This is a genomic window from Pseudomonas capeferrum, assembly GCF_000731675.1.
In the GTDB taxonomy this organism is placed as follows: Bacteria; Pseudomonadota; Gammaproteobacteria; order Pseudomonadales; family Pseudomonadaceae; genus Aquipseudomonas; species Aquipseudomonas capeferrum.
The window spans coordinates 325,863-345,429 of the sequence record NZ_JMIT01000005.1 but is presented as its reverse complement, the minus strand read 5'-3'; the positions used below and the strand labels follow the sequence as shown (position 1 = coordinate 345,429).

General features: G+C 63.4%; 15 protein-coding genes. 13 read left to right on the top strand and 2 right to left on the bottom strand.

All coding sequences use genetic code 11. From position 1 onward, the window contains the following. From PC358_RS25650 to PC358_RS25625, 6 genes are all read left to right on the top strand, one after another. A partial coding sequence (locus PC358_RS25650) for an immunoglobulin-like domain-containing protein (RefSeq protein WP_156056811.1) occupies positions 1 to 5,743 on the top strand: 5,743 nt, incomplete at its 5' end. Between the two features lie 163 nt (positions 5,744 to 5,906). Further along, positions 5,907 to 6,248, top strand: coding sequence for a hypothetical protein (locus PC358_RS25645; protein ID WP_033703347.1), 342 nt, complete (start codon positions 5,907 to 5,909; stop codon positions 6,246 to 6,248). Positions 6,249 to 6,450: 202 nt separating this feature from the next. Then, entirely contained in the window at positions 6,451 to 7,350 is a 900-nt protein-coding gene (locus tag PC358_RS25640; RefSeq protein WP_033703328.1) for a TauD/TfdA dioxygenase family protein, read from the top strand. 18 nt (positions 7,351 to 7,368) lie between these two features. Next, the gene (locus PC358_RS25635) at positions 7,369 to 8,388 is read left to right on the top strand and encodes an ABC transporter substrate-binding protein (protein ID WP_033703326.1); all 1,020 of its coding nucleotides are present in this window, start codon (positions 7,369 to 7,371) and stop codon (positions 8,386 to 8,388) included. A gap of 6 nt (positions 8,389 to 8,394) precedes the next feature. Then, entirely contained in the window at positions 8,395 to 9,258 is an 864-nt protein-coding gene (locus PC358_RS25630) for an ABC transporter ATP-binding protein (RefSeq protein ID WP_033703325.1), read from the top strand. Positions 9,259 to 9,272: 14 nt separating this feature from the next. Beyond that, positions 9,273 to 10,136 (top strand): ABC transporter permease, encoded by an 864-nt coding sequence (locus tag PC358_RS25625; RefSeq protein WP_033703323.1) that lies wholly within the window; start codon positions 9,273 to 9,275, stop codon positions 10,134 to 10,136. Between the two features lie 75 nt (positions 10,137 to 10,211). Here PC358_RS25625 and PC358_RS25620 read toward each other — a convergent pair whose 3' ends face one another. Further along, a complete protein-coding gene (locus PC358_RS25620; protein WP_033703321.1) occupies positions 10,212 to 10,772 on the bottom strand; it encodes a WYL domain-containing protein in 561 nt (186 codons plus the stop codon). A 206-nt stretch (positions 10,773 to 10,978) separates the two neighbouring features. Between PC358_RS25620 and PC358_RS25615 the strand changes: the two genes are divergently transcribed. From PC358_RS25615 to PC358_RS25590, 6 genes are all read left to right on the top strand, one after another. Beyond that, positions 10,979 to 11,773, top strand: coding sequence for a tetratricopeptide repeat protein (locus PC358_RS25615; protein ID WP_033703320.1), 795 nt, complete (start codon positions 10,979 to 10,981; stop codon positions 11,771 to 11,773). Between the two features lie 176 nt (positions 11,774 to 11,949). Beyond that, the gene (locus tag PC358_RS25610; RefSeq protein ID WP_033703319.1) at positions 11,950 to 12,402 is read left to right on the top strand and encodes a MarR family winged helix-turn-helix transcriptional regulator; all 453 of its coding nucleotides are present in this window, start codon (positions 11,950 to 11,952) and stop codon (positions 12,400 to 12,402) included. Beyond that, positions 12,399 to 14,486 carry an FUSC family protein gene (locus tag PC358_RS25605; RefSeq protein ID WP_033703318.1) on the top strand — a complete coding sequence of 696 codons (2,088 nt, stop codon included), beginning with the start codon at positions 12,399 to 12,401 and terminating at the stop codon, positions 14,484 to 14,486. The genes PC358_RS25610 and PC358_RS25605 overlap by 4 nt, the downstream gene beginning before the upstream one ends. After that, positions 14,483 to 14,695 carry a DUF1656 domain-containing protein gene (locus tag PC358_RS25600; RefSeq protein ID WP_033703316.1) on the top strand — a complete coding sequence of 71 codons (213 nt, stop codon included), beginning with the start codon at positions 14,483 to 14,485 and terminating at the stop codon, positions 14,693 to 14,695. Before PC358_RS25605 ends, PC358_RS25600 begins: the two co-directional genes overlap by 4 nt. Further along, a complete protein-coding gene (locus PC358_RS25595; RefSeq protein WP_033703315.1) occupies positions 14,692 to 15,567 on the top strand; it encodes an efflux RND transporter periplasmic adaptor subunit in 876 nt (291 codons plus the stop codon). The genes PC358_RS25600 and PC358_RS25595 overlap by 4 nt, the downstream gene beginning before the upstream one ends. Continuing rightward, positions 15,564 to 16,985, top strand: coding sequence for an efflux transporter outer membrane subunit (locus tag PC358_RS25590; protein WP_033703314.1), 1,422 nt, complete (start codon positions 15,564 to 15,566; stop codon positions 16,983 to 16,985). Before PC358_RS25595 ends, PC358_RS25590 begins: the two co-directional genes overlap by 4 nt. 192 nt (positions 16,986 to 17,177) lie before the next feature. Here PC358_RS25590 and PC358_RS27815 read toward each other — a convergent pair whose 3' ends face one another. After that, positions 17,178 to 17,453, bottom strand: coding sequence for a hypothetical protein (locus PC358_RS27815; RefSeq protein WP_156056809.1), 276 nt, complete (start codon positions 17,451 to 17,453; stop codon positions 17,178 to 17,180). Between the two features lie 45 nt (positions 17,454 to 17,498). Between PC358_RS27815 and PC358_RS25585 the strand changes: the two genes are divergently transcribed. Next, positions 17,499 to 19,442, top strand: coding sequence for a cytochrome c/FTR1 family iron permease (locus PC358_RS25585; protein ID WP_033703313.1), 1,944 nt, complete (start codon positions 17,499 to 17,501; stop codon positions 19,440 to 19,442). Positions 19,443 to 19,567: the final 125 nt, after the last annotated feature.

The window sequence follows — 19,567 nt, the reverse complement described above, 5'->3', positions numbered from 1 at the left end:
TGCCTTCGAGAACCTGCAGCTGGGCGATGCGGCGTCGGTCAAAGTCACCGATACCACCGATGACGTGGTGGCCAAGCTGACCGCTACTCCTTCGGTCACCGAAGGCGGTGTGATCACCTACACCATCACCTTGACCAACAAAGACGGTCTGCCGATCGACAAGCACTCGGCCCTGACCTTCACCTTGAGCGACGGCACCACCGTCATCACCGTGCCGGCCAATGGCACTTCGGGCTTCGTGACTGTCACTGCTCCGGACAACGTCTACACCGGCACCAACGATCCAGTGATCAAATCGATCGCCAGCGTCGACGGCGCTGATGTCGGCAAGTTCGAGAACCTGGTTCTGGACAAGACTCCGGTCAGCACCGCTGTCACCGACGAGCCGGGTACTCCAGGCAACCAAGGCGATCTGGTCAAAGTCACCATTACTGCCGACCAGGTTTCGGTCGCTGAAAACGTCAAACCGACCTTCACTGTGCACATCAACACCGCCCTGGCGCACGACCTAGTCGTGACCCTGAGCAACAATGCTCAGGTCACCATCAAGGCCGGCGAAACCAGCGCGCCGTACAGCCACGCTGCACAGGGCGACGACGTCTATAAGGACGCCGGTGAAATCAGCCTGGGCATCAAGTCCGCCGTCGATGTAGACGGTCGCGCCTTCGAGAACCTGCAGCTGGGTGGGGCCGCGTCGGTCAAAGTCACTGACACCACCGACGACGTGGTGGCCAAACTGACCGCTACTCCTTCGGTCACCGAGGGCGGTGCGATCACCTACACCATCACCTTGACCAACAAAGACGGTCTGCCGATTGATAAACATTCGGCGCTGACCTTCACCCTGAGCGATGGCACCACGGTCATCACCGTCCCGGCCAACAGCACCAGCGGTTTCACCACCGTGGCTGCCCCGGACAACGTCTACACCGGCACCAACGACCCAGTAATCAAGTCGATCGCTTCGGTTGATGGCGCCGATGTTGGCAAGTTCGAAAACCTGGTCCTGGACAAGACCCCAGTCAGCACCGCTGTCACCGACGAACCAGGCTCGGGCACCCCGGGCACCGGTAACCAGGGCGACAAGGTCGAACCGAGCATCGTTGCCAACCAGGCCTCGGTCTTCGAGAACGAGAAGCCGACCTTTACCGTCAGCATCAAACAGGCCTTGGATCAGGACCTGACCGTACAGCTGACCGAAGGCAAGTCGGTGGTGATCAAGAAGGGCGAAACATCGGCCATCTTCACCCACGACGCACAAGGCGAAGACGTGTACGTCGATGCCGGTTCGCTGACCGTCAGCATCACCGGCACCAGCGTGCCGGATGGCCGTCAGTTCGAGAACCTGGTCGTGAGCAAGCCTTCGGCCTCGGTGGACATCAAGGACACCTCGAACGAAGTCATCGCCAAGCTCACGGCAACCGAGTCGGTTACCGAAGGTGGCTCGATCGTCTACACCGTCACCCTGACCAGCAAGGATGGCCTGCCGGTCAACAACCACGGCGCGCTGACCTTCACCCTGAGCGATGGCAAGACCGTCATCACTGTGCCGGCCAACGGCACCGTGGGTACGGCTACCGTCGCTGCACCGGATAACGTCTACATCGGTCAGAGCTCCGTCAGCCAGACCCTGCAGTCGGTAGGCGGCGCCGGCGCCAGCAAGTTCGAAAACCTGACCCTGGACAAGGCCCCGGCCACCACCACGGTCAACGACGAGCCAGGCGTGGGCACCCCGGGCAGCAACAACCAGGGCGACAAGGTCGAACTGAGCATCGTTGCCAACCAGGCCTCGGTCTTCGAGAACGAGAAGCCGACCTTTACCGTCAGTATCAAACAGGCCCTGGACCAGGACCTGACCGTACAGCTGACCGAAGGCAAGTCGGTGGTGATCAAGAAGGGCGAAACCTCGGCCATCTTCACCCACGACGCACAAGGCGAAGACGTGTACGTCGATGCCGGTTCGCTGACCGTCAGCATCACCGGCACCAGCGTGCCGGATGGCCGTCAGTTCGAGAACCTGGTCGTGAGCAAGCCTTCGGCCTCGGTGGACATCAAGGACACTCAGAACGAAGTCATCGCCAAGCTGACTGCTACCCCTTCGGTTACCGAAGGCGGCGTGATCACCTACACCGTGACCCTGACCAGCAAGGACGGCCTGCCGATCAACAACCACGGCGCGCTGACCTTCACCCTGAGCGACGGCAAAACCATCGTCAACGTGCCGGCCAACAGTGCGACGGGCTTCGTCACTGTAGCTGCACCAGACGACGCCTACATCGGCCAGACCTCTGTCGGCCTGTCTCTGCAGTCGGTAGGCGGCGCCGGTGCCAGCAAGTTCGAGGCGCTGACGCTGGACAAGACCACGGCCACCACCGTGGTCAACGACGAGCCAGGTGTTGGTACACCAGGCACTGGCAACCAGGGCGATGTGACCACCATCGGCATCACCGGCACCACCTCGTTGACCGAAGGCGAAACCGGCCGCTACACGCTGACCCTGAGCAACCCGTCCAAGGCAGAAGTCACCGTTACCCTGACCTACAGCGGCACCGCCAACGGCCAGGATTACACCGCAGTCACCACCGTGAAGATCCCGGCCAACAGCAGCAGCGCCACGTTCGATATCAAGACCCTCGACGACAAGCTGGTTGAGGGTACCGAAAACTTCACCGTCAAGATCGAAACCGCTACCGGTGGCAACTTCGAGAACTTGCAGGTCGATGGCAGCAAGGCGAGCGTTACCACCAACATCCTCGACAACGACCATCTGCCGGTCTCCACTGGCGGTGCGGTCAATGGCGTGGAAGACACCGACTACCTGTTCGCCTGGAACGACTTCAAGGTCACCGATGCCGATGGCAACACCGGCCTGTTCGTGACCATCACCTCGCTGCCGGTCGACGGTAGCCTGAAGTTCTTCAACGGCACCGCGTGGGTCGATGTGACCGTGGGCCAGGTGGTCAGCCAGGCCGATATCGGCAGCAAGTACCTCAAGTTCGTCCCGACGCTGAACCAGTCGGGCACCGATGGCTACGGCGGCTCGGGCGTCGGCAACAAGCAGGCTGACTACGCGCAGTTCAAGTACAAGCCGAACGACGGCACCAACTCGGGCAGCGAAGTGACCATGAAGGTCGACATCAGCCCGGTGGCCGACAAACCGACCCTGAGCTTCGGCAGCAGCGATGTCGAGTCCAAAGGCCTGACCAAGGACGTCTGGACCACCTTGAAAGGCCTGGGCACCGACGGCAACGGCATCACTGGCGATGCGCTGAAAACGGTGTTTGCCAACTCCGGTAATGCCGCCTCCAGCGCCACCACCACCAACGTGCAGTCCGATGGCAGCGTTACGGCTGGCAGCGGTTCGAAAACCTCGGGCCTGCTCTTCCTGGAGGCCGGCAAGACCTACACCTTCAGCGGCATCGCCGATGACAGCATGGTCGTCACCATTGGTGGCAAGACCGTGGTGACCGCGACTTGGGGCGCAGGTGGCCAGATTTCCGGCACCTTCACCCCAACGTCCAGCGGCTACTACCCGATCGAGGTGTACCACGCCAACCAGTCTGGCCCTGGTAGCTATGACCTGAACATCCAGGTGGGCTCCGGTGCTGTCACCGACCTGAGCAGCAGCAACATCCCGATGTACCAGAACGTGACCGAGATGGCCAACGCTGGCCTGGGCGTGTCCGACCTGCACAACGTCAATGGCCAAAGCTACTACGACGGCTACAAGCTTAACGAAGGGCCGGAAGGTGGCTCGGTCAAACTGGTTGGCATCACCACCAACCTGACCGACACCGATGGCTCCGAGACCTTGAGCGTGACCCTCAGCGGCATTCCGAAAGGGACTGTGCTGAGCGATGGTGCGGGCCACACCGTGACTGTCGGCGGCACGCCGGTGGACGTGACAGGCTGGAAACTCAGCGGCCTGACACTGACCCCGCCGGCCTACTACAAGGGCTCGTTCGACATCACCGTCACATCGACCGCCACCGAAAGCCTCGGCGGCTCGGACAGCATCACCGGCAAGATCCCGGTGACTGTCTACGGCGCCAACTACAAGGCCACGGTGGGCACCTCGGGTGATGACACCATCAATGGCAGCGAAGGCAACGACATCATCGTCGCCGACGTCGCTGGCCTGAACGTGGTGGCGGGCAAGAACTACAACATTGCCTTCATGGTCGACAGCTCGGGCAGTATGAGCACCCAGTCCGTCAATGCCGCCAAGGCGCAGTTGGCTGCGGTATTCCAGACGCTGAAAGCCAGCCTGGGCTCGGATACCTCGGGGACGGTGAATATCTTCATCGCCGACTTCGACACCCAGGTAAACAAGAACGTGGCGGTCAACCTTGCCGATACCGACGCACTGGCCAAGCTTCAGGCGGTGCTGGACTCAATGGTGGGTGGTTCAAGCTACGGCGGTGGTACCAACTATGAGGATGTGTTCAAGACCACGGCCAACTTCTTCAAGAGCACCATGGCTACCGGTAACAGCAGCGCGGAGAACCTGACCTACTTCATCACCGACGGTAAGCCGACCTATTACCAGGCCAATGAGACGACCAATTACCGCCTGTGGAGCGGCGGCAAGTACCTGGATGACGTGGTCAACGTCAACAACTACAAGGTGGGTGACACCTTCAGTGTCTGGGCCGACGCAACGCACAAAGTTGAAATCAATAGCGAAGGCACCCTCAAAGTGCTGACCTACACAGAAAACCGTTGGGGCAGCCTGGTGCTTGATTCCACCCGCACTGTCGGGACGATTCATGCTCAAGGGGATGGCACCTACGAGTTCTCCGGCCTGGGCGGTACCGGTTATGCCGATTCCTGGAACTACTGGGATTCGGCGAACAACACCTCTGCCAGCTTCGCCCTGTTGGGCGGGACTAACGGCGTAAGCAAGGTCCAGGCAATTGGTTTGAACAACGATGTCAGCCTGACCGACCTGAAGCCATACGACAGCGCCGGCAAGCCGCAGGCCAATATCGACCCATCCAACCTGGCCAGCGCGATCCTCGGGCATTCCGAGGCGACTCTGCCAGGCGCCGACAAGGTCGATGGCGGCAACGGCAACGACATCATCTTCGGTGACCTGATCAGCCTCAACGGTGTCGTCAGCGAGGGCTACCAGGCCCTGCAGGCGTACGTTGCGCAGAAGAGCGGTGTCGAGGCCAGTGCCATCACCACCAACAACGTTCACCAGTACATCACCGAGCACTACACCGAGTTCGATATCTCCGGCGCCAACGACGGCAAGGACTTCCTGTCGGGCGGCAATGGCAACGATATCCTCTTCGGCCAAGGCGGCGATGACACCCTCGATGGTGGCAGAGGTAACGACATCCTCCTGGGTGGTACTGGCAAGGACATCCTGATCGGTGGCCAGGGCGACGATATCCTCATCGGCGGTAGCGGTGCCGACACCTTCGTGTGGAAGTCGGGCGACCTCGGCAATGACGTGATCAAGGACTTCAAGGTGGCCGAAGGCGACCGTATCGACCTGAAGGATCTGCTTCAGTTCGAGAAGGGCAGCACCATCGACAACTACCTGAAGATCACCACGGTGGACGGCTCCTCGACGCTGCAGGTCAGCAGCGAAGGCAAGCTCAACGCCGCCGGTGGCCTGGCCAACGCCGATGTGACGATCAAGCTGGAAGGGGTGAACTGGTCCAATACCTCGATCAACTCGTTGATCAGCGGTGGCGACCCGACCATCCGTATCGACAACAAGGACAGCTGATGCCCAGCCCACCCGGGCGGTCTGTATGACCGCCCGGGTGGGCGCCGGCTCTTTCCTGCCTTCCCGTGACAGCGCATACTCCTGCGCCGGGCCTGCGCGCCCGGAAATCTTTGCCTATGCTGCTGTCTACCAACAAGGAATCAACGTGACGAGGGACACCGCCATGTTCTACGTGCAACGCGACGCCACCGGCCAGTTGCTGCGGGTAGAAGCCGCTTCATACGAAGGGTTCAGCGAGATACTCCCCGCCGACAATGCCGAAATCCAGGAATGGTTCGGCGATGACGAAGTGGAAAACAGCCTCAAGCAGCTCAAGCAAAGCGACCTGGACATGATCCGCGTGCTCGAGGACTTGATCGATGTGCTGACCGCCAAGGGCGTCTTCAGCATCACCGACCTGCCTGCCGGGGCACAGGCCAAGTTGCTCAATCGTTCCAAGGCGCGCAAGGCGCTCGGCAGCTTGAACAACCTGATCGATGAAGAAGAGCAGGGCGGGTTGATCTGATACTGGATCAGCCCCCGATCCTCGGTGATATGGTTATTCAATAAAGGTATTTAAAATATCCTTCTTATGACTTTATAGTCACTCCCACTGCGTACCCGTCGACCAATCGATGCGCCGCACGACTTGAACCCACACGGGAAATCCCCGTGCGTTTCTGATCGTTGCGCGTACTTTGACGTCGCGCACTGCGTGGGAGTGAACCATGTCCGCCGCCTCGAACGCCTTGTCGTCCATCGACAGCGCCCAGCCGCAACACTTTGAAATCCGCCCGTTCTCCGGTGCCGTCGGGGCCGAGATCATTGGCCTTGACCTTGGCAAACCCGTCAACGCCGAGGATTTCACCCGCATTCATCGTGCCCACCTCGATCACCATGTACTGGTGTTCCGCGACCAGCGCATCACCCCTGAACAGCAAATCAGCTTCAGCCGCCGCTTCGGCGAGCTGCAGATCCATGTGCTCAAACAGTTTCTGCTGGCCGGGCACCCCGAGATCCTGATCGTTTCCAACATCATCGAAGATGGCCACAACATTGGCCTGGGTGATGCTGGCAAGTTCTGGCATTCGGACCTGTCGTACAAGACGCTCCCCAGCCTCGGTTCCATGCTGCATGCCCAGGAACTGCCCAGCGAGGGCGGCGATACCCTGTTCGCCGACATGCACAAGGCCTGGGACGCCGTACCCGAAGCCCTGCGCACCGTGATCGAGGGCCGCGCGGCCGCTCATTCCTACACGGCGCGTTATTCCGAAACCAAGTTCGAGGGCAACTGGCGCCCGACCCTGAGCGCCGAGCAGTTGGCCCAGGTGCAGGAAGTCATCCACCCGGTGGTACGTACCCACCCGGAAAACGGCCGCAAGGCGCTGTTCGTCAGTGAAGGCTTCACCACCCGCATCGTCGGCCTGCCAGCGGATGAAAGCCACGACGTGCTGCAACAGCTGTATGCCCTGAGCGTGCTCGAACAGAACATCTACCGCCATCAGTGGCAGCCCCACGACCTGGTGTTCTGGGACAACCGCTCGCTGATCCACCTCGCCACCGGCTGCCCCGCGCACCTGCGGCGCAAGCTGTACCGCACCACCATCCAGGGCGATGCCCCGTTCTGACGACTGAGGAAACACATCATGCGCAAATCCATCAGCCGCCTGGCGGCAAGCATCGGCCTGGGCGCGAGCCTGGTCGTCGGCAGCCTGGCGGCCCCTGCCGTGGCCCAGGCCGAAGGCGAGATCCGCATCGCCGAACAGTTCGGCATCGTCTACCTGCTGCTGAACGTGGTGCGTGACCAGCACTTGATCGAGAAGCACGGCAAGGAGCAGGGCATCGACATCAAAGTCGATTGGGCCCAGCTTTCTGGCGGTGCAGCCATCAACGATGCGCTGCTGTCCGGCTCGGTGGACATCGCCGGCGCCGGCGTTGGTCCACTGCTGACCGTCTGGGACCGTACCAAGGGCCGGCAGAACGTCAAGGCCGTCGCCTCGCTTGGCAACTTCCCGTATTACCTGGTCAGCAGCAACCCCAACGTGAAGACCATCGCCGACATCTCCGAGAAAGACCGCATCGCCGTGCCGGCGGTAGGCGTCTCCGTGCAGTCGCGCTTCCTCCAATACGCCGCAGCCCAGCAGTGGGGCGACAAGCACTACAACCGCCTCGACAAGTACACCCTGGCCGTACCGCACCCCGATGCCACGGCCGCATTGATCGCCGGTGGCACCGAGCTTAACGGGCACTTCTCCAACCCGCCGTTCCAGGACCAGGCGTTGGCCAACAAGGACGTGCACGTCGTGCTCAACAGCTACGACCTGCTCGGCCCCAACTCGCCGACCCTGCTGTTCGCCACCGAAAAATTCCGCAACGAAAACCCCAAGACCTACAAGGCCTTCGTCGACGCCCTGGCCGAGGCTGCGGACTTTGCACAGAAGGACAAGGCTGCTGCTGCCGATACCTACATCCGCGTGACCAAGGCCAAGATCGACCGCGACGTGCTGATCAAGCTGATCGACAACCCGCAGTACGAGTTCACCGTCACGCCGAAGAACACCTACAAGCTGGCAGACTTCCTTTATCGGGTCGGCGCCATCAAGCACAAGCCTGAGTCGTGGAAGGATTACTTCTTCCAGGATGAACGCCCGCTGCAGGGGAGCTGATCGATCATGACCGCCCCATTGCCAGGCCACGCGGCCAGCAACCTGAGCCGTGTCGCCACGCCACCCTTGCTCAAGGTGGATAACCTCAGCCTCGAATACCGAACCGCGCAGCGCGTGGTGCGGGCCACCCACCAGGTCAGCTTCGAAGTTGACCGTGCCGACCGTTTCGTCTTGCTGGGGCCTTCGGGCTGCGGCAAGTCCACCTTGCTCAAGGCCGTGGCCGGGTTCATCAACCCCCAGGAAGGGCAGATTCTGCTGCAGGGCAAGCCCGTCAAAGGCCCAGGGCCGGACCGTATCGTGGTGTTTCAGGAGTTCGACCAGCTACCGCCCTGGAAGACGGTAAAGCAGAACGTCATGTTCCCGCTGCTGGTCTCGGGCCAGCTCAAGCGCGCCGAGGCCGAGGAACGGGCCCTGCATTACCTGGACAAGGTTGGCCTGGCGGCGTTTGCCGATGCCTATCCCCACACCCTGTCTGGCGGCATGAAGGCGCGCGTGGCGATTGCCCGGGCCTTGGCCACCCAGCCGAAGATTCTGCTGATGGACGAACCGTTCGCCGCGCTCGACGCGCTGACCCGGCGCAAGATGCAGGAAGAGCTGCTGCTGCTGTGGGAAGAGGTGCGTTTCACCTTGCTGTTCGTCACCCACTCCATCGAAGAGGCGCTGGTGGTCGGCAACCGCATCTTGCTGCTGTCGCCGCACCCGGGGCGGGTGCGGGCCGAGGTGCACAGCCATCAGTACGATCTTGGCAGCCTGGGCGCAGCGGATTTCCAGGCCAGTGCCCGCCGCATTCATCGGCTGCTGTTCGATGAGGCCCAAACGCCCGAGCAAGCCGACGAACTCGGCTTCAACGATATCCGTATCGCCTACTGACAGGAGCTTCAGCCATGACCACTACCCCTGTACGTCAGGAATACGAGGTGCAGCTGGAGCCGCTGCGCAGTGTGCCTCTGGAACGCCAACTGCCATTGGCCCAGCGTTTGTGGCAGCACGGCTGGCTGCGCAAGGCGGTCATCCTGGTTGTGATCGCCGCGCTTTGGGAGGCCGCAGCCCGCTATCAAGGCAACGACCTGCTGCTGCCGAGCTTTCTGCAAACGTCCGCTGCGCTATGGGATGGCCTGATCAGCGGTGAACTGCCGGCCAAGGTCGGCGTGTCGCTGGTGATCTTGCTCAAGGGCTACGTGCTGGGCATCGTGCTGGCCTTTGGATTGACCAGCCTGGCGGTGTCGACCCAGCTCGGTCGTGACCTGCTGGGCACCTTGACCTCCATGTTCAACCCCCTGCCAGCAATCGCCTTGCTGCCGCTGGCGCTGCTGTGGTTCGGCCTGGGCGACAACAGCCTGATCTTCGTGCTGGTGCACTCGGTGCTGTGGGCGCTGGCGCTGAACACCTACGCGGGCTTTCTCGGGGTGTCCGAAACCCTGCGCATGGCCGGCCGCAACTATGGCCTGAAGGGCCTGCGCCTGGTGTTGCATATCCTGGTTCCGGCGGCCTTGCCGTCGATCCTGTCGGGGTTGAAGATCGGCTGGGCGTTTGCCTGGCGTACCCTGATTGCCGCCGAGCTGGTGTTTGGCGCCAGCAGTGGCAAGGGCGGCCTGGGTTGGTACATCTTCCAGAACCGCAACGAGCTGTACACCGACAAGGTGTTCGCCGGGCTGGCCGTGGTGATCCTGATCGGTTTGCTGGTCGAAGGGTTGGTGTTCAATACCCTGGAGCGGCTGACGGTGCGGCGTTGGGGCATGCAGCGCTAGCAGGCAAGCCTGCACCGGCTGCTGTGGGGGCGGGGTTATCGGGGTGCCGAACCGCCACGCAGAGGCCGGTACAGGTTATGGGTTCTGGTACTGGGCAGCCGCATTGCTCAGCATCTTGCCAATCTCTTCGCGCAGCCCTTCCGGTTGCTCCACCACTACCCCATCCCCCTGGCTCAGCAGCCACCAGCGCAACGGCCAGCCATCGCTCACCGTGGCACGTACCCGATGCCCATGCTCCTGCGCGGTCAGCTGCATGTCGGTGCTTAGTGGCGTCTCGCGCAGCTGCCGCGCCAATGTGTCACTGATCCGCGCCACCAGCTCCACCCCCTCGCCCTGGGCCGGCTGCAGCGCGTCACCGCGCAGGTAGGTCAACAGGTCGAAATTGCCGCGCAGCTCACCCACGGCAGTCGACGACCAGTGCCAGCCGAACGGTATGCTCTTGTCATTGCGCTCCAGCGGAAAAATCAGCGACAACTCGTTGAGGTCGCGCTCAACCGTGCGTTTGCTGACATTGAAGCCCACATCACGCAGGCGCCAGACCAGCTCGGCGCTGGTGATGCCTGGGGAGCGGCTGGGCAGCTGGCGCAGCAGCGCCCACTGACGGCTGAGGGTGGCGCGAGTGGTGGCGAACGGCAAAAGATAACGTCCTTGTCTAGGCTTGCCGCAATAGGATGGCGGCACGAGCGGGGCATGGCAATTGGCCACAGCCTGCTCAGATCAAGGAAGTCGCATTTGGTTGCCTCGTGCCGAATCGTTCGCGACAGGTTTTGTCGTGACGTCACGCAGAATCACGCCTCATCACAGCTGAGGTTGGGGTTGTGTGTCGTTCAATGAGGATGAACATGTCTGCTGCCAGCAATATCCATTCGCTGCTCGCCCGTCTTCTGCCAGAGCGGGTCATCGCCCCACCAGCCCCTGCGGGGAGGCGTCATCGGTTGTTTGCCGGGGTCGGGTTGCCCAGCCAGCGGTCGCTGTTGGTCAGCCGCCTGGATGAGGCCAGCGATTTGCAGGTGGTGTATGCCGACCTGCGCCGCCAGGCGTTGCAAGGCAGCGTAGCGGCACTCAATGACCTCGGCTGGATCTGGCTCAATGGCAAGTACTGGCGTGCCGACACGGTGCTGGCCGGCCACCTGCTGCGCATGGCGGCCTTGCAGGGCAACGCCGCGGCCTGGTTCAACCTGGGCCAGCAGCACTATTTCGGCAAAGGCATCGAGGCATCGTACGTGCAGGCGGCCGAGTGTTATCGGCAGGCATTCGACCGCGGCATTTTGCATGCTGCCGCTGCGCTCGGTGACTTGTATGAAGAGGAAGTGTGCGATGGCGACCTGGACTGGCAGGTCGACCTGGTAGAGGCCTACCAGTGGTTTCAGCGCGGCGCCCAGCGGGGCGAAGCGCGATGCCGGTTTGAAGTCGGTTATCGGCTGATGCATGGCCTGCACGTCGAAGCCGATATCAAAGGCGCGCTGTATTGGCTGGAACTGGCGGCTGCGGCGGGCGTGATGCAGGCGGCCGAGGAGCTGGCGGTGCATTTCAGCAGCCGCGACGGCACACGGTACCTGGAATGGCGCGACCGGGCAGTGCAGATGGGCAGCACGCTGGCGCTGACGATGAAGCTGGAAGACCAGGTGCAGCCCTGACCGTTGCCTCATATTCGCGGCAAAGTGCAGCCCCTTGTGGGGGCGGCTTTGCGCCGCGAAAGGGCATTACATGAACAACCATTCATCGACGCTATCCGTCGCCCGCTGTTGACGACAGGGGGAGGGCCAGGCGTATATTGATAGTTAGCAAACTATGAATATCCTTGGTTCCTTTCATGACCCTTGATCTCCTGCGCCTGCAAGTCAGCAGCGGCATGGTGGTTGCCGCACGCCATTGGCGGCGCATCTGCCATGCGGCCCTCACCAGCTACGGCATCTCCGAAGCCTGCGCCGCGCCGTTGCTGATGATCGTGCGCCTGGGCGACGGCGTGCATCAGGTGGCGGTGGCCCAGGCCGCCGGCCTCGAAAGCCCGTCGTTGGTGCGCTTGCTCGACCAACTGTGCAAAGCCGGGCTGGTGTGCCGCAGCGAGGACCCTCTGGACCGCCGCGCCAAGGCCCTGAGCCTGACCGCCGAAGGCCGCGCCCTGGCCGAGTCCATCGAAGCCGAGCTGGTGCGCCTGCGCCGTGATGTGCTGCAGGGCATCGACCAGGCCGACCTGGAGGCCACCTTGCGCGTACTGCGCGCCTTCGAAGCCGTCGGCCTCGGCACACCAGGCGGGGCAGCATGAACGGATTCTTCAGCTCGGTGCCCCCGGCCCGCGATTGGTTCTACGGCGTGCGCACCTTCGGCGCGTCGATGATCGCCCTGTACATTGCCCTGCTCATGCAGCTGCCACGCCCTTACTGGGCGATGGCGACCGTCTATATCGTCTCCAGCCCGTTCGTCGGCCCCACCAGCTCCAAGGCCCTGTACCGCGCCCTGGGCACATTGCTCGGTGCCGGCGGGGCGGTATTGCTGGTGCCACCGCTGGTGCAGTCGCCGCTGTTGCTGAGCGTGGCCATCGCCTTGTGGACCGGCACCTTGCTGTTCCTCTCGCTGAACCTGCGCACGGCCAACAACTACGTGCTGATGCTGGCCGGCTACACCCTGCCGATGATTGCCCTGGCGGTGGTCGACAACCCTACGGCGGTGTTCGATGTGGCCTCGTCGCGGGCCCAGGAAATCTGCCTGGGCATCGTCTGCGCGGCGGTGGTCGGCGCAATCTTCTGGCCGCGGCGCCTGGCCCCGGTGGTGGTCGGCTCGACCGGCAACTGGTTCGCCGAGGCGATCCGCTACAGCGACACCTACCTGGCCCGCGACGTTGCCGCCGACAAGGTCGGCAGCATGCGCGTCTCGATGGTGGCCACGTTCAATACCCTGGAAATGATGATCGGCCAGCTCGGCCACGAAGGTGCCGGCCCCCACACCCTGAAAAACGCCAGTGAACTGCGTGGGCGCATGATCCACCTGCTGCCGGTGATCGACGCCCTGGACGACGCCCTGGTCGCCCTCGAAGGCCGTGCGCCGGCCCAGTTCGCCCAGCTGCAACCGCTGCTGGCCGAGGCCCGCGAATGGCTCAAAGGCACCGCTGATGATGCCTCCCTGGCCCCCTGGACCGCATTGCACGAGCAGATCACCCGCCTGCAACCCAGCGCCACCGCCCTGGACCAGCGCGCCGGCCTGCTGCTGTCCAACGCCCTGTATCGCCTGACCGAATGGGTCGACCTCTGGCAAGACTGCTGCACCCTCCAGCACGCCTTGCGCAAGGACGACGCCACGCCCTGGCGCGCCGCCTACCGCCACTGGCGCCTGGGCCGGCTGACGCCGTTCTTTGACCGTGGCCTGATGCTCTACTCGGTGTTTTCCACGGTTACCGCGATCATTGTCGCCAGTGGCCTGTGGATTCTGCTCGGCTGGAACGACGGTGGCAGTGCGGTCATCCTCGCCGCCGTGGCGTGCAGCTTCTTTGCCGCGATGGACGACCCGGCGCCGCAGATCTACCGGTTCTTCTTCTGGACACTGATGTCGGTGATCTTCTCCAGCGTCTACCTGTTCCTGGTGCTGCCCAACCTGCACGACTTCCCGATGCTGGTGCTGGCCTTTGCGGTGCCGTTCATTTGCGTCGGCACGCTGACCGTGCAGCCGCGTTTCTACCTCGGTACTTTGCTGACCATCGTCAACACCGCCACCTTCATCAGCATCCAGGGCGTCTATGATGCGGACTTCCTGACCTTCATCAACGCCAACCTGGCAGGCCCGGTGGGGCTGCTGTTCGCCTTCATCTGGACCTTGCTGCTACGCCCGTTCGGCGTGGAACTGGCGGCCAAGCGCATGACCCGCTTCGCCTGGCGCGATATCGTCGAAATGACCCAGCCCGCGACATTGGCCGAACACCGCCAGGTGGGCGTACAGATGCTCGACCGCCTGATGCAGCACCTGCCACGCTTGTCGCAGACCGGCCAGGACAGCGGTGTGGCGCTGCGTGACCTGCGCGTGGGCCTGAACCTGCTCGACCTGCTGGCCTACCTGCCACGCGCCAACCCGCAGGCCCGCGAGCGCCTGGCTTTGGTCATCGAAGAAGTCGGCGCCCACTACGCCGCCTGCCTGCGCGCCAACCAGCGCCTGCACGCCCCGGCGGCGCTGTTGCGCAACATGGAGCGTGCGCGGCAAGGGCTGGCGCTGGACGATCACAACGACCGCGGCGATGCCCGTGTGCACCTGCTGCACGCCTTGAGCGGCCTGCGCCTGGCCTTGCTGCCCGGTGTCGAAGTGATGCTCGAACCCACCGAACAACCGCAACTGCCCCCCGGCATCGATGGAGCCCCACTGTGATCGGTGATCTGGATATCAGCGGGGTGTTTCTGCCCACGCTGTTGGTGATGATGTTGTTCACCTACCTGTTGTTCCTGGGCGTGCACGCTGTACTGGTGCGCCTGCACTTTTACCGCCTGGTCTGGCACCGGGCCTTGTTCAACGTTGCCCTCTACGCCGTGATGCTGGGCGCGGTCGACCACTTTTGCCGAAACCTGATGCTGCCATGAAAAAACCTTTGCTGACCCTGGGCCGTGTGGTCCTGACCTTGCTGGTCGTGAGTTTCGCCGCCGTGCTCGTCTGGCAGATGGTGGTGTACTACCTGTTCGCCCCCTGGACCCGCGACGGCCATATCCGCGCCGACGTGATCCAGATCGCCCCGGATGTGTCCGGGCTGATCCAGAAGGTCGAGGTGCGTGACAACCAGGTGGTCAAGCGCGGCGACGTGCTGTTCACCATCGACCAAGACCGCTTCAGCCTGGCCCTGCGCCAGGCACAGGCAACCCTGGCCGAGCGCGAGGAAACCCTGGCCCAGGCCGCCCGTGAAACGCGCCGTAACCGCAAACTGGGCAACCTGGTGGCGGCCGAGCAGCTGGAAGAGAGCCAGTCCCGCGAGGCCCGCGCCCGCTCGGCGGTCAACGAGGCGCAGGTGGCGGTCGATACTGCCCAGCTCAACCTCGACCGCTCGGTGGTGCGCAGCCCCGTGGACGGCTACCTCAACGACCGCGCCCCGCGTAACCATGAGTTCGTCACCGCCGGCCGCCCGGTACTGTCGGTGGTCGACAGCGCCTCGTACCACGTCGATGGCTACTTCGAAGAAACCAAGCTCGGAGGCATCCATATCGGCGATGCCGTGGACATCCGCGTGATGGGCGACAACACCCGCCTGCGCGGCCACGTGCAAAGCTTCGCCGCCGGTATCGAAGACCGCGACCGCAGCAGCGGCGCCAACCTGTTGCCCAACGTCAACCCGGCCTTCAGCTGGGTGCGCCTGGCCCAGCGGATTCCGGTGCGTATCGCTTTCGATGAAGTGCCGGAAGACTTCCGCATGATCGCCGGGCGCACCGCCACGGTATCGATCATCGAGGACAAGCGCCCATGAAACGCCTGATGCTGGTGGGCATGGCCTTGTCCCTCGGTGCCTGTGCCCTGGTTGGCCCGGACTATGAAGTGCCGAAAGACGCGGCCGTGCAGCGCAGCGACCTCAACGGCCCGCTGCGCCAGGATGCCGACAGTGTGGTGTCGGCGCCGGTACCTGAAGACTGGTGGCAGCTGTACCAGGATCAGCGCCTCAACGCACTGGTACGCCAGGCATTGAGCGCCAATACCGAGCTGCGCGTGGCCGCAGCCAACATTGCCAAGGCCCGTGCGCAGGTTGAAGTGGCCGAATCGCAGGGCGGCTTCAGCGGTGGCATCAAGGCCGGCGCGCAGCGCTTGCAGGAGTCCGGCGAGGCCTTCCTGCTGCCTGAGAAGGTGCCCGTGGCCAATATCGGTGAGGCCATCATCAGCGCCTCCTACCAGTTTGACCTGTGGGGCACGTTCAAGCGCGGCACCGAAGCGGCCAAGGCCAACGCCGACGCGGTGCAAGCTGCCGCAGACACCGCGCGCATCACCCTGGTGGCCGATGTGGTCAAGGCCTACACCCAAGTGTGCTCGGCCAACGAGGAATACCACATTGCCCGCGAGTCGCTGGACTTGCAGGAGCAAGGCGTGAAGCTGAACCAACGCCTGCGCGATGCCGGCCGTGGCGATGAAACCCAGGTCACCCGCTCGCAGACCCAGTTCAAATCGTTGCGCGCCGAGTTGCCGCGCTTCAAGGCCGAGCGCGAGACCGGCCTGTATACCCTGGCTGCACTGCTGGCAAAACCAGTTGAGCAATTGCCTGCCGGCACCGCCGACTGCGCCGAGCTGCCGCACCTGGCTCAGTTGGTCCCGGTGGGCGACGGCGCCGCGTTGCTCAAGCGCCGCCCCGATGTGCGCCAGGCCGAACGCCAACTGGCGGCGGCTACCGCCAACATCGGCGTGGCCACCGGCGCGCTGTACCCGGATATCAGCATCGGCGCCCAGGTCGGCACCATTGGTATTCTCGAGAACCTTGGCGAGCCGGCCACCAACCGCTGGGGCTTTGGCCCGCAGATCAATTGGAGCATCCCGACCAATGGCACCCGTGCCCGCATCCGCATGGCCGAAGCCTCGACCCAGGCGGCGCTGGCGCATTTTGATGGTGTGGTGCTGAACGCCATTCGCGAGACCCAGACCCGATTGGCGCAGTACAGCGCCTTGCTGGACCGGCGTGATGCTCTGGCCGAGGCGGAGCAGTCGGCCAAGGAAGCGGCAGACCAGACGCATCGGTATTACCAGGCTGGGCGTGAGTCGTTCCTGGCGGATTTGCAGGCGACGCGGACGTATACCGATATGCGGGCGCAGTTGGCGGCGGCGAATAGCCAGGTGGCGATGGGGCAGATTGGGGTGTTTCTGGCGTTGGGTGGGGGGTGGAAGGGGGGTGGTGGCAAGCCTTGAGGGTTGTGGGTAGGGTTTGACGACAGAGCCGCGGCGCCCTTGAGATCGAGCGCCGCGCGCTCGATCTCAAGGGCGCTGAAACTCTCACGGTGAACACCTTGAAGCCGTAAGACATTTCCGAACCTGAAACCTGCGGCCTGCTGATCCGCGCCCTGACCCTGACCGTGGAACAGACCACCACCGCCCTGCCTGCTATGCGCAATGATCAACGCCCTGTGCGACCACTCCCGCGCCATCGCCTGAAGCGAGGCACGACAGATGCGCGACGAGCCCAGAGCGTCTTCCACCGCAGGCGAGGAAACCTTCGACCTGTTCCGCCTGCAACCCTGTATCCGCCACCTGAATAGCTACTGACATGGGCAGCAGTAAGCCATTGTCCAATGCTCCAGCACGGCATAGTGCTTGGTGGATCAAAAGCGCTTTCATTTCACGATCAATCCCCTCCTGTTTTGTCACAAGATTTTTCATGAAATCTGCCCGCACACCTTGAGAGAAGAAGAGTGGAAGTGAACAATGTTCTCTTTCGCATTCCCTCCGAGACTGGCCATGAATACCCATTCCCGTCTGCTTGCCTGGCTGCCTGCTTTACTGCTGGGCCCAATGCTGGCGCTGTGCAGCACCCTGGCGTTGGCCGAAGCCCCTGCCGAAGCTACCAAGGCCCTGCACTTGCTCGACTACATGGGCGCCGACTACCCGCCGACCGTGCGCGAAGGCAAGGTGATCGACGAGGGCGAGTACCGCGAGCAACAGGAGTTCAGCGCGGTCCTGGCCGACCTGGTCAAGAACCTGCCGGCGCATGCCGAACAAGCCGCCCTGGTACAGGGCGTGCAGGCGTTGCGCCAAGCCATCGACCAGCGTCAGGACGGCGCCGCTGTAGCCCGTCAGGCCCGTCAGTTGGGCGCACGCCTGGCGGTGGCCTACGAGGTCAGCCAGGCCCCGGTGATTACTCCGGACCCGGCCCGTGGGGCTTCGCTGTACGCGCAGAACTGCGCGATCTGCCATGGCGATAGCGGCGCCGGCGATGGCCCAGCCGGCGTTGGCCTGGAGCCGCCTCCAGCCAACCTGCGCAGTGTCGAGCGGCTAGACCAGCTGAGCCTGTTCGACCTGTACAACACCCTCGGCCTGGGCATCGAAGGTACCGAGATGCCATCGTTCGCCGACCAGCTCGACGAGCGTCAGCGCTGGGACGTGGCCGCCTTTGTGGCCAGCTTCACTGCCAACCCCGAGGCGGCCAAGGGCGATAAAGCCTGGAACCTGGCAGACCTGGCGCGCCAGACCCCGGCCGAAGTCGCGGCCAACGAAGGCGCCGATGCAGTAGCGGCGTTCCGCGCCCAGCGTGCCCAGCCGCCGCAAGCCAAACGCGGCCCGGCGCAGTTGCTCGAATACACCGCCAGCACCCTGGACAAAAGCCTGGCGGCCTACCGCGAGGGCGATCACGACCAGGCCTATGACCTGTCGGTAGCCGCTTACCTGGAAGGCTTCGAGCTGGTGGAAAGCTCGCTGGACAACATCGACACCCAGGCGCGCAAGGACACCGAAAAAACCCTCATGGCTTACCGCCAGTCCCTGCAGGACGGCTTACCTGTGGCCCAGGCCGAGCAACGGCTGGCCGAAGCCAAGGCTAAGCTCGACCAGGCCGCCAAGCTGTTGGGCAGTGATGGCCTGAGCTGGTCGCTGAGCTATATCTCCGGTTTGTTGATTCTGCTGCGCGAAGGCCTTGAAGCGATTCTGGTGCTGGCGGCGATCCTCGCCTTCCTGCGCAACACCGGCCAGCAGTCGGCGGTGCGCAGCGTCAACGTCGGTTGGGGCCTGGCGCTGGTCGCAGGTTTTGCCACCTGGGCCTTGGCGGCTTACGTGATCGACGTCGGCGGTGCCCAGCGCGAGCTGCTGGAAGGCTGCACAGCGCTGTTTGCTGCGGTCATGGTGCTGTGGCTCGGGGTGTGGATGCACGACCGCCGCCACGCCGCTGCCTGGCAGGACTACATCAAGAGCAGCCTGGTCAGTGGTGGCGGGCGCTTCGGCTTTGCCATGCTGGCGTTCTTCTCGGTGTACCGCGAACTGTTCGAAGTGATCCTGTTCTACGAGACCCTGTGGCTGCAGGCCGGGCCTTCCGGGCATCAAGCCGTGCTAGCGGGGGGCGCCACGGCATTGGTGCTGCTGGTGGGATTGGCGTGGGTGATTCTGCGCGGCTCGGCCAAGCTGCCGCTGTCGCTGTTCTTCAGCATCAACGCCGCGCTGCTGTGCGCGCTGTCGGTGGTGTTCGCCGGGCATGGCGTGAAGGCGCTGCAGGAAGCCGGGGTGCTGGGCACGCGGCCGGTGGCGTTCTTCGAGTTTGACTGGCTGGGCATTCATGCCGATGCCTATTCGCTGGCAGCGCAGGCAGTGGCCTTGCTGGCCATCGTGTTCCTGTACGGGCGCTCGTGGCTGGCAGAGAAACGCAGGGCGGCGGCCAACTAGCAAAGGTGTGTAAACCCCCTGTAGGCGCGGCCTTGCCGGGGCGCCGGACCGGTCGGAAAGGGCCGCAACGCGGCCCCAGGATTTCAGCAGTGCTGCACAAATTGCCGGGGCCGCGTTGCGGCCCT

Coding starts and splice junctions, on each gene's coding strand:
- PC358_RS25630 (WP_033703325.1), top strand. CDS start 8,395: ATGACCGCCCCATTGCCAGGCCACGCGGCCAGCAACCTGAGCCGTGTC.
- PC358_RS25625 (WP_033703323.1), top strand. CDS start 9,273: ATGACCACTACCCCTGTACGTCAGGAATACGAGGTGCAGCTGGAGCCG.
- PC358_RS25645 (WP_033703347.1), top strand. CDS start 5,907: ATGTTCTACGTGCAACGCGACGCCACCGGCCAGTTGCTGCGGGTAGAA.
- PC358_RS25590 (WP_033703314.1), top strand. CDS start 15,564: ATGAAACGCCTGATGCTGGTGGGCATGGCCTTGTCCCTCGGTGCCTGT.
- PC358_RS25635 (WP_033703326.1), top strand. CDS start 7,369: ATGCGCAAATCCATCAGCCGCCTGGCGGCAAGCATCGGCCTGGGCGCG.
- PC358_RS25610 (WP_033703319.1), top strand. CDS start 11,950: ATGACCCTTGATCTCCTGCGCCTGCAAGTCAGCAGCGGCATGGTGGTT.
- PC358_RS27815 (WP_156056809.1), bottom strand. CDS start 17,453: ATGAAAAATCTTGTGACAAAACAGGAGGGGATTGATCGTGAAATGAAA.
- PC358_RS25595 (WP_033703315.1), top strand. CDS start 14,692: ATGAAAAAACCTTTGCTGACCCTGGGCCGTGTGGTCCTGACCTTGCTG.
- PC358_RS25640 (WP_033703328.1), top strand. CDS start 6,451: ATGTCCGCCGCCTCGAACGCCTTGTCGTCCATCGACAGCGCCCAGCCG.
- PC358_RS25615 (WP_033703320.1), top strand. CDS start 10,979: ATGTCTGCTGCCAGCAATATCCATTCGCTGCTCGCCCGTCTTCTGCCA.
- PC358_RS25585 (WP_033703313.1), top strand. CDS start 17,499: ATGTTCTCTTTCGCATTCCCTCCGAGACTGGCCATGAATACCCATTCC.
- PC358_RS25605 (WP_033703318.1), top strand. CDS start 12,399: ATGAACGGATTCTTCAGCTCGGTGCCCCCGGCCCGCGATTGGTTCTAC.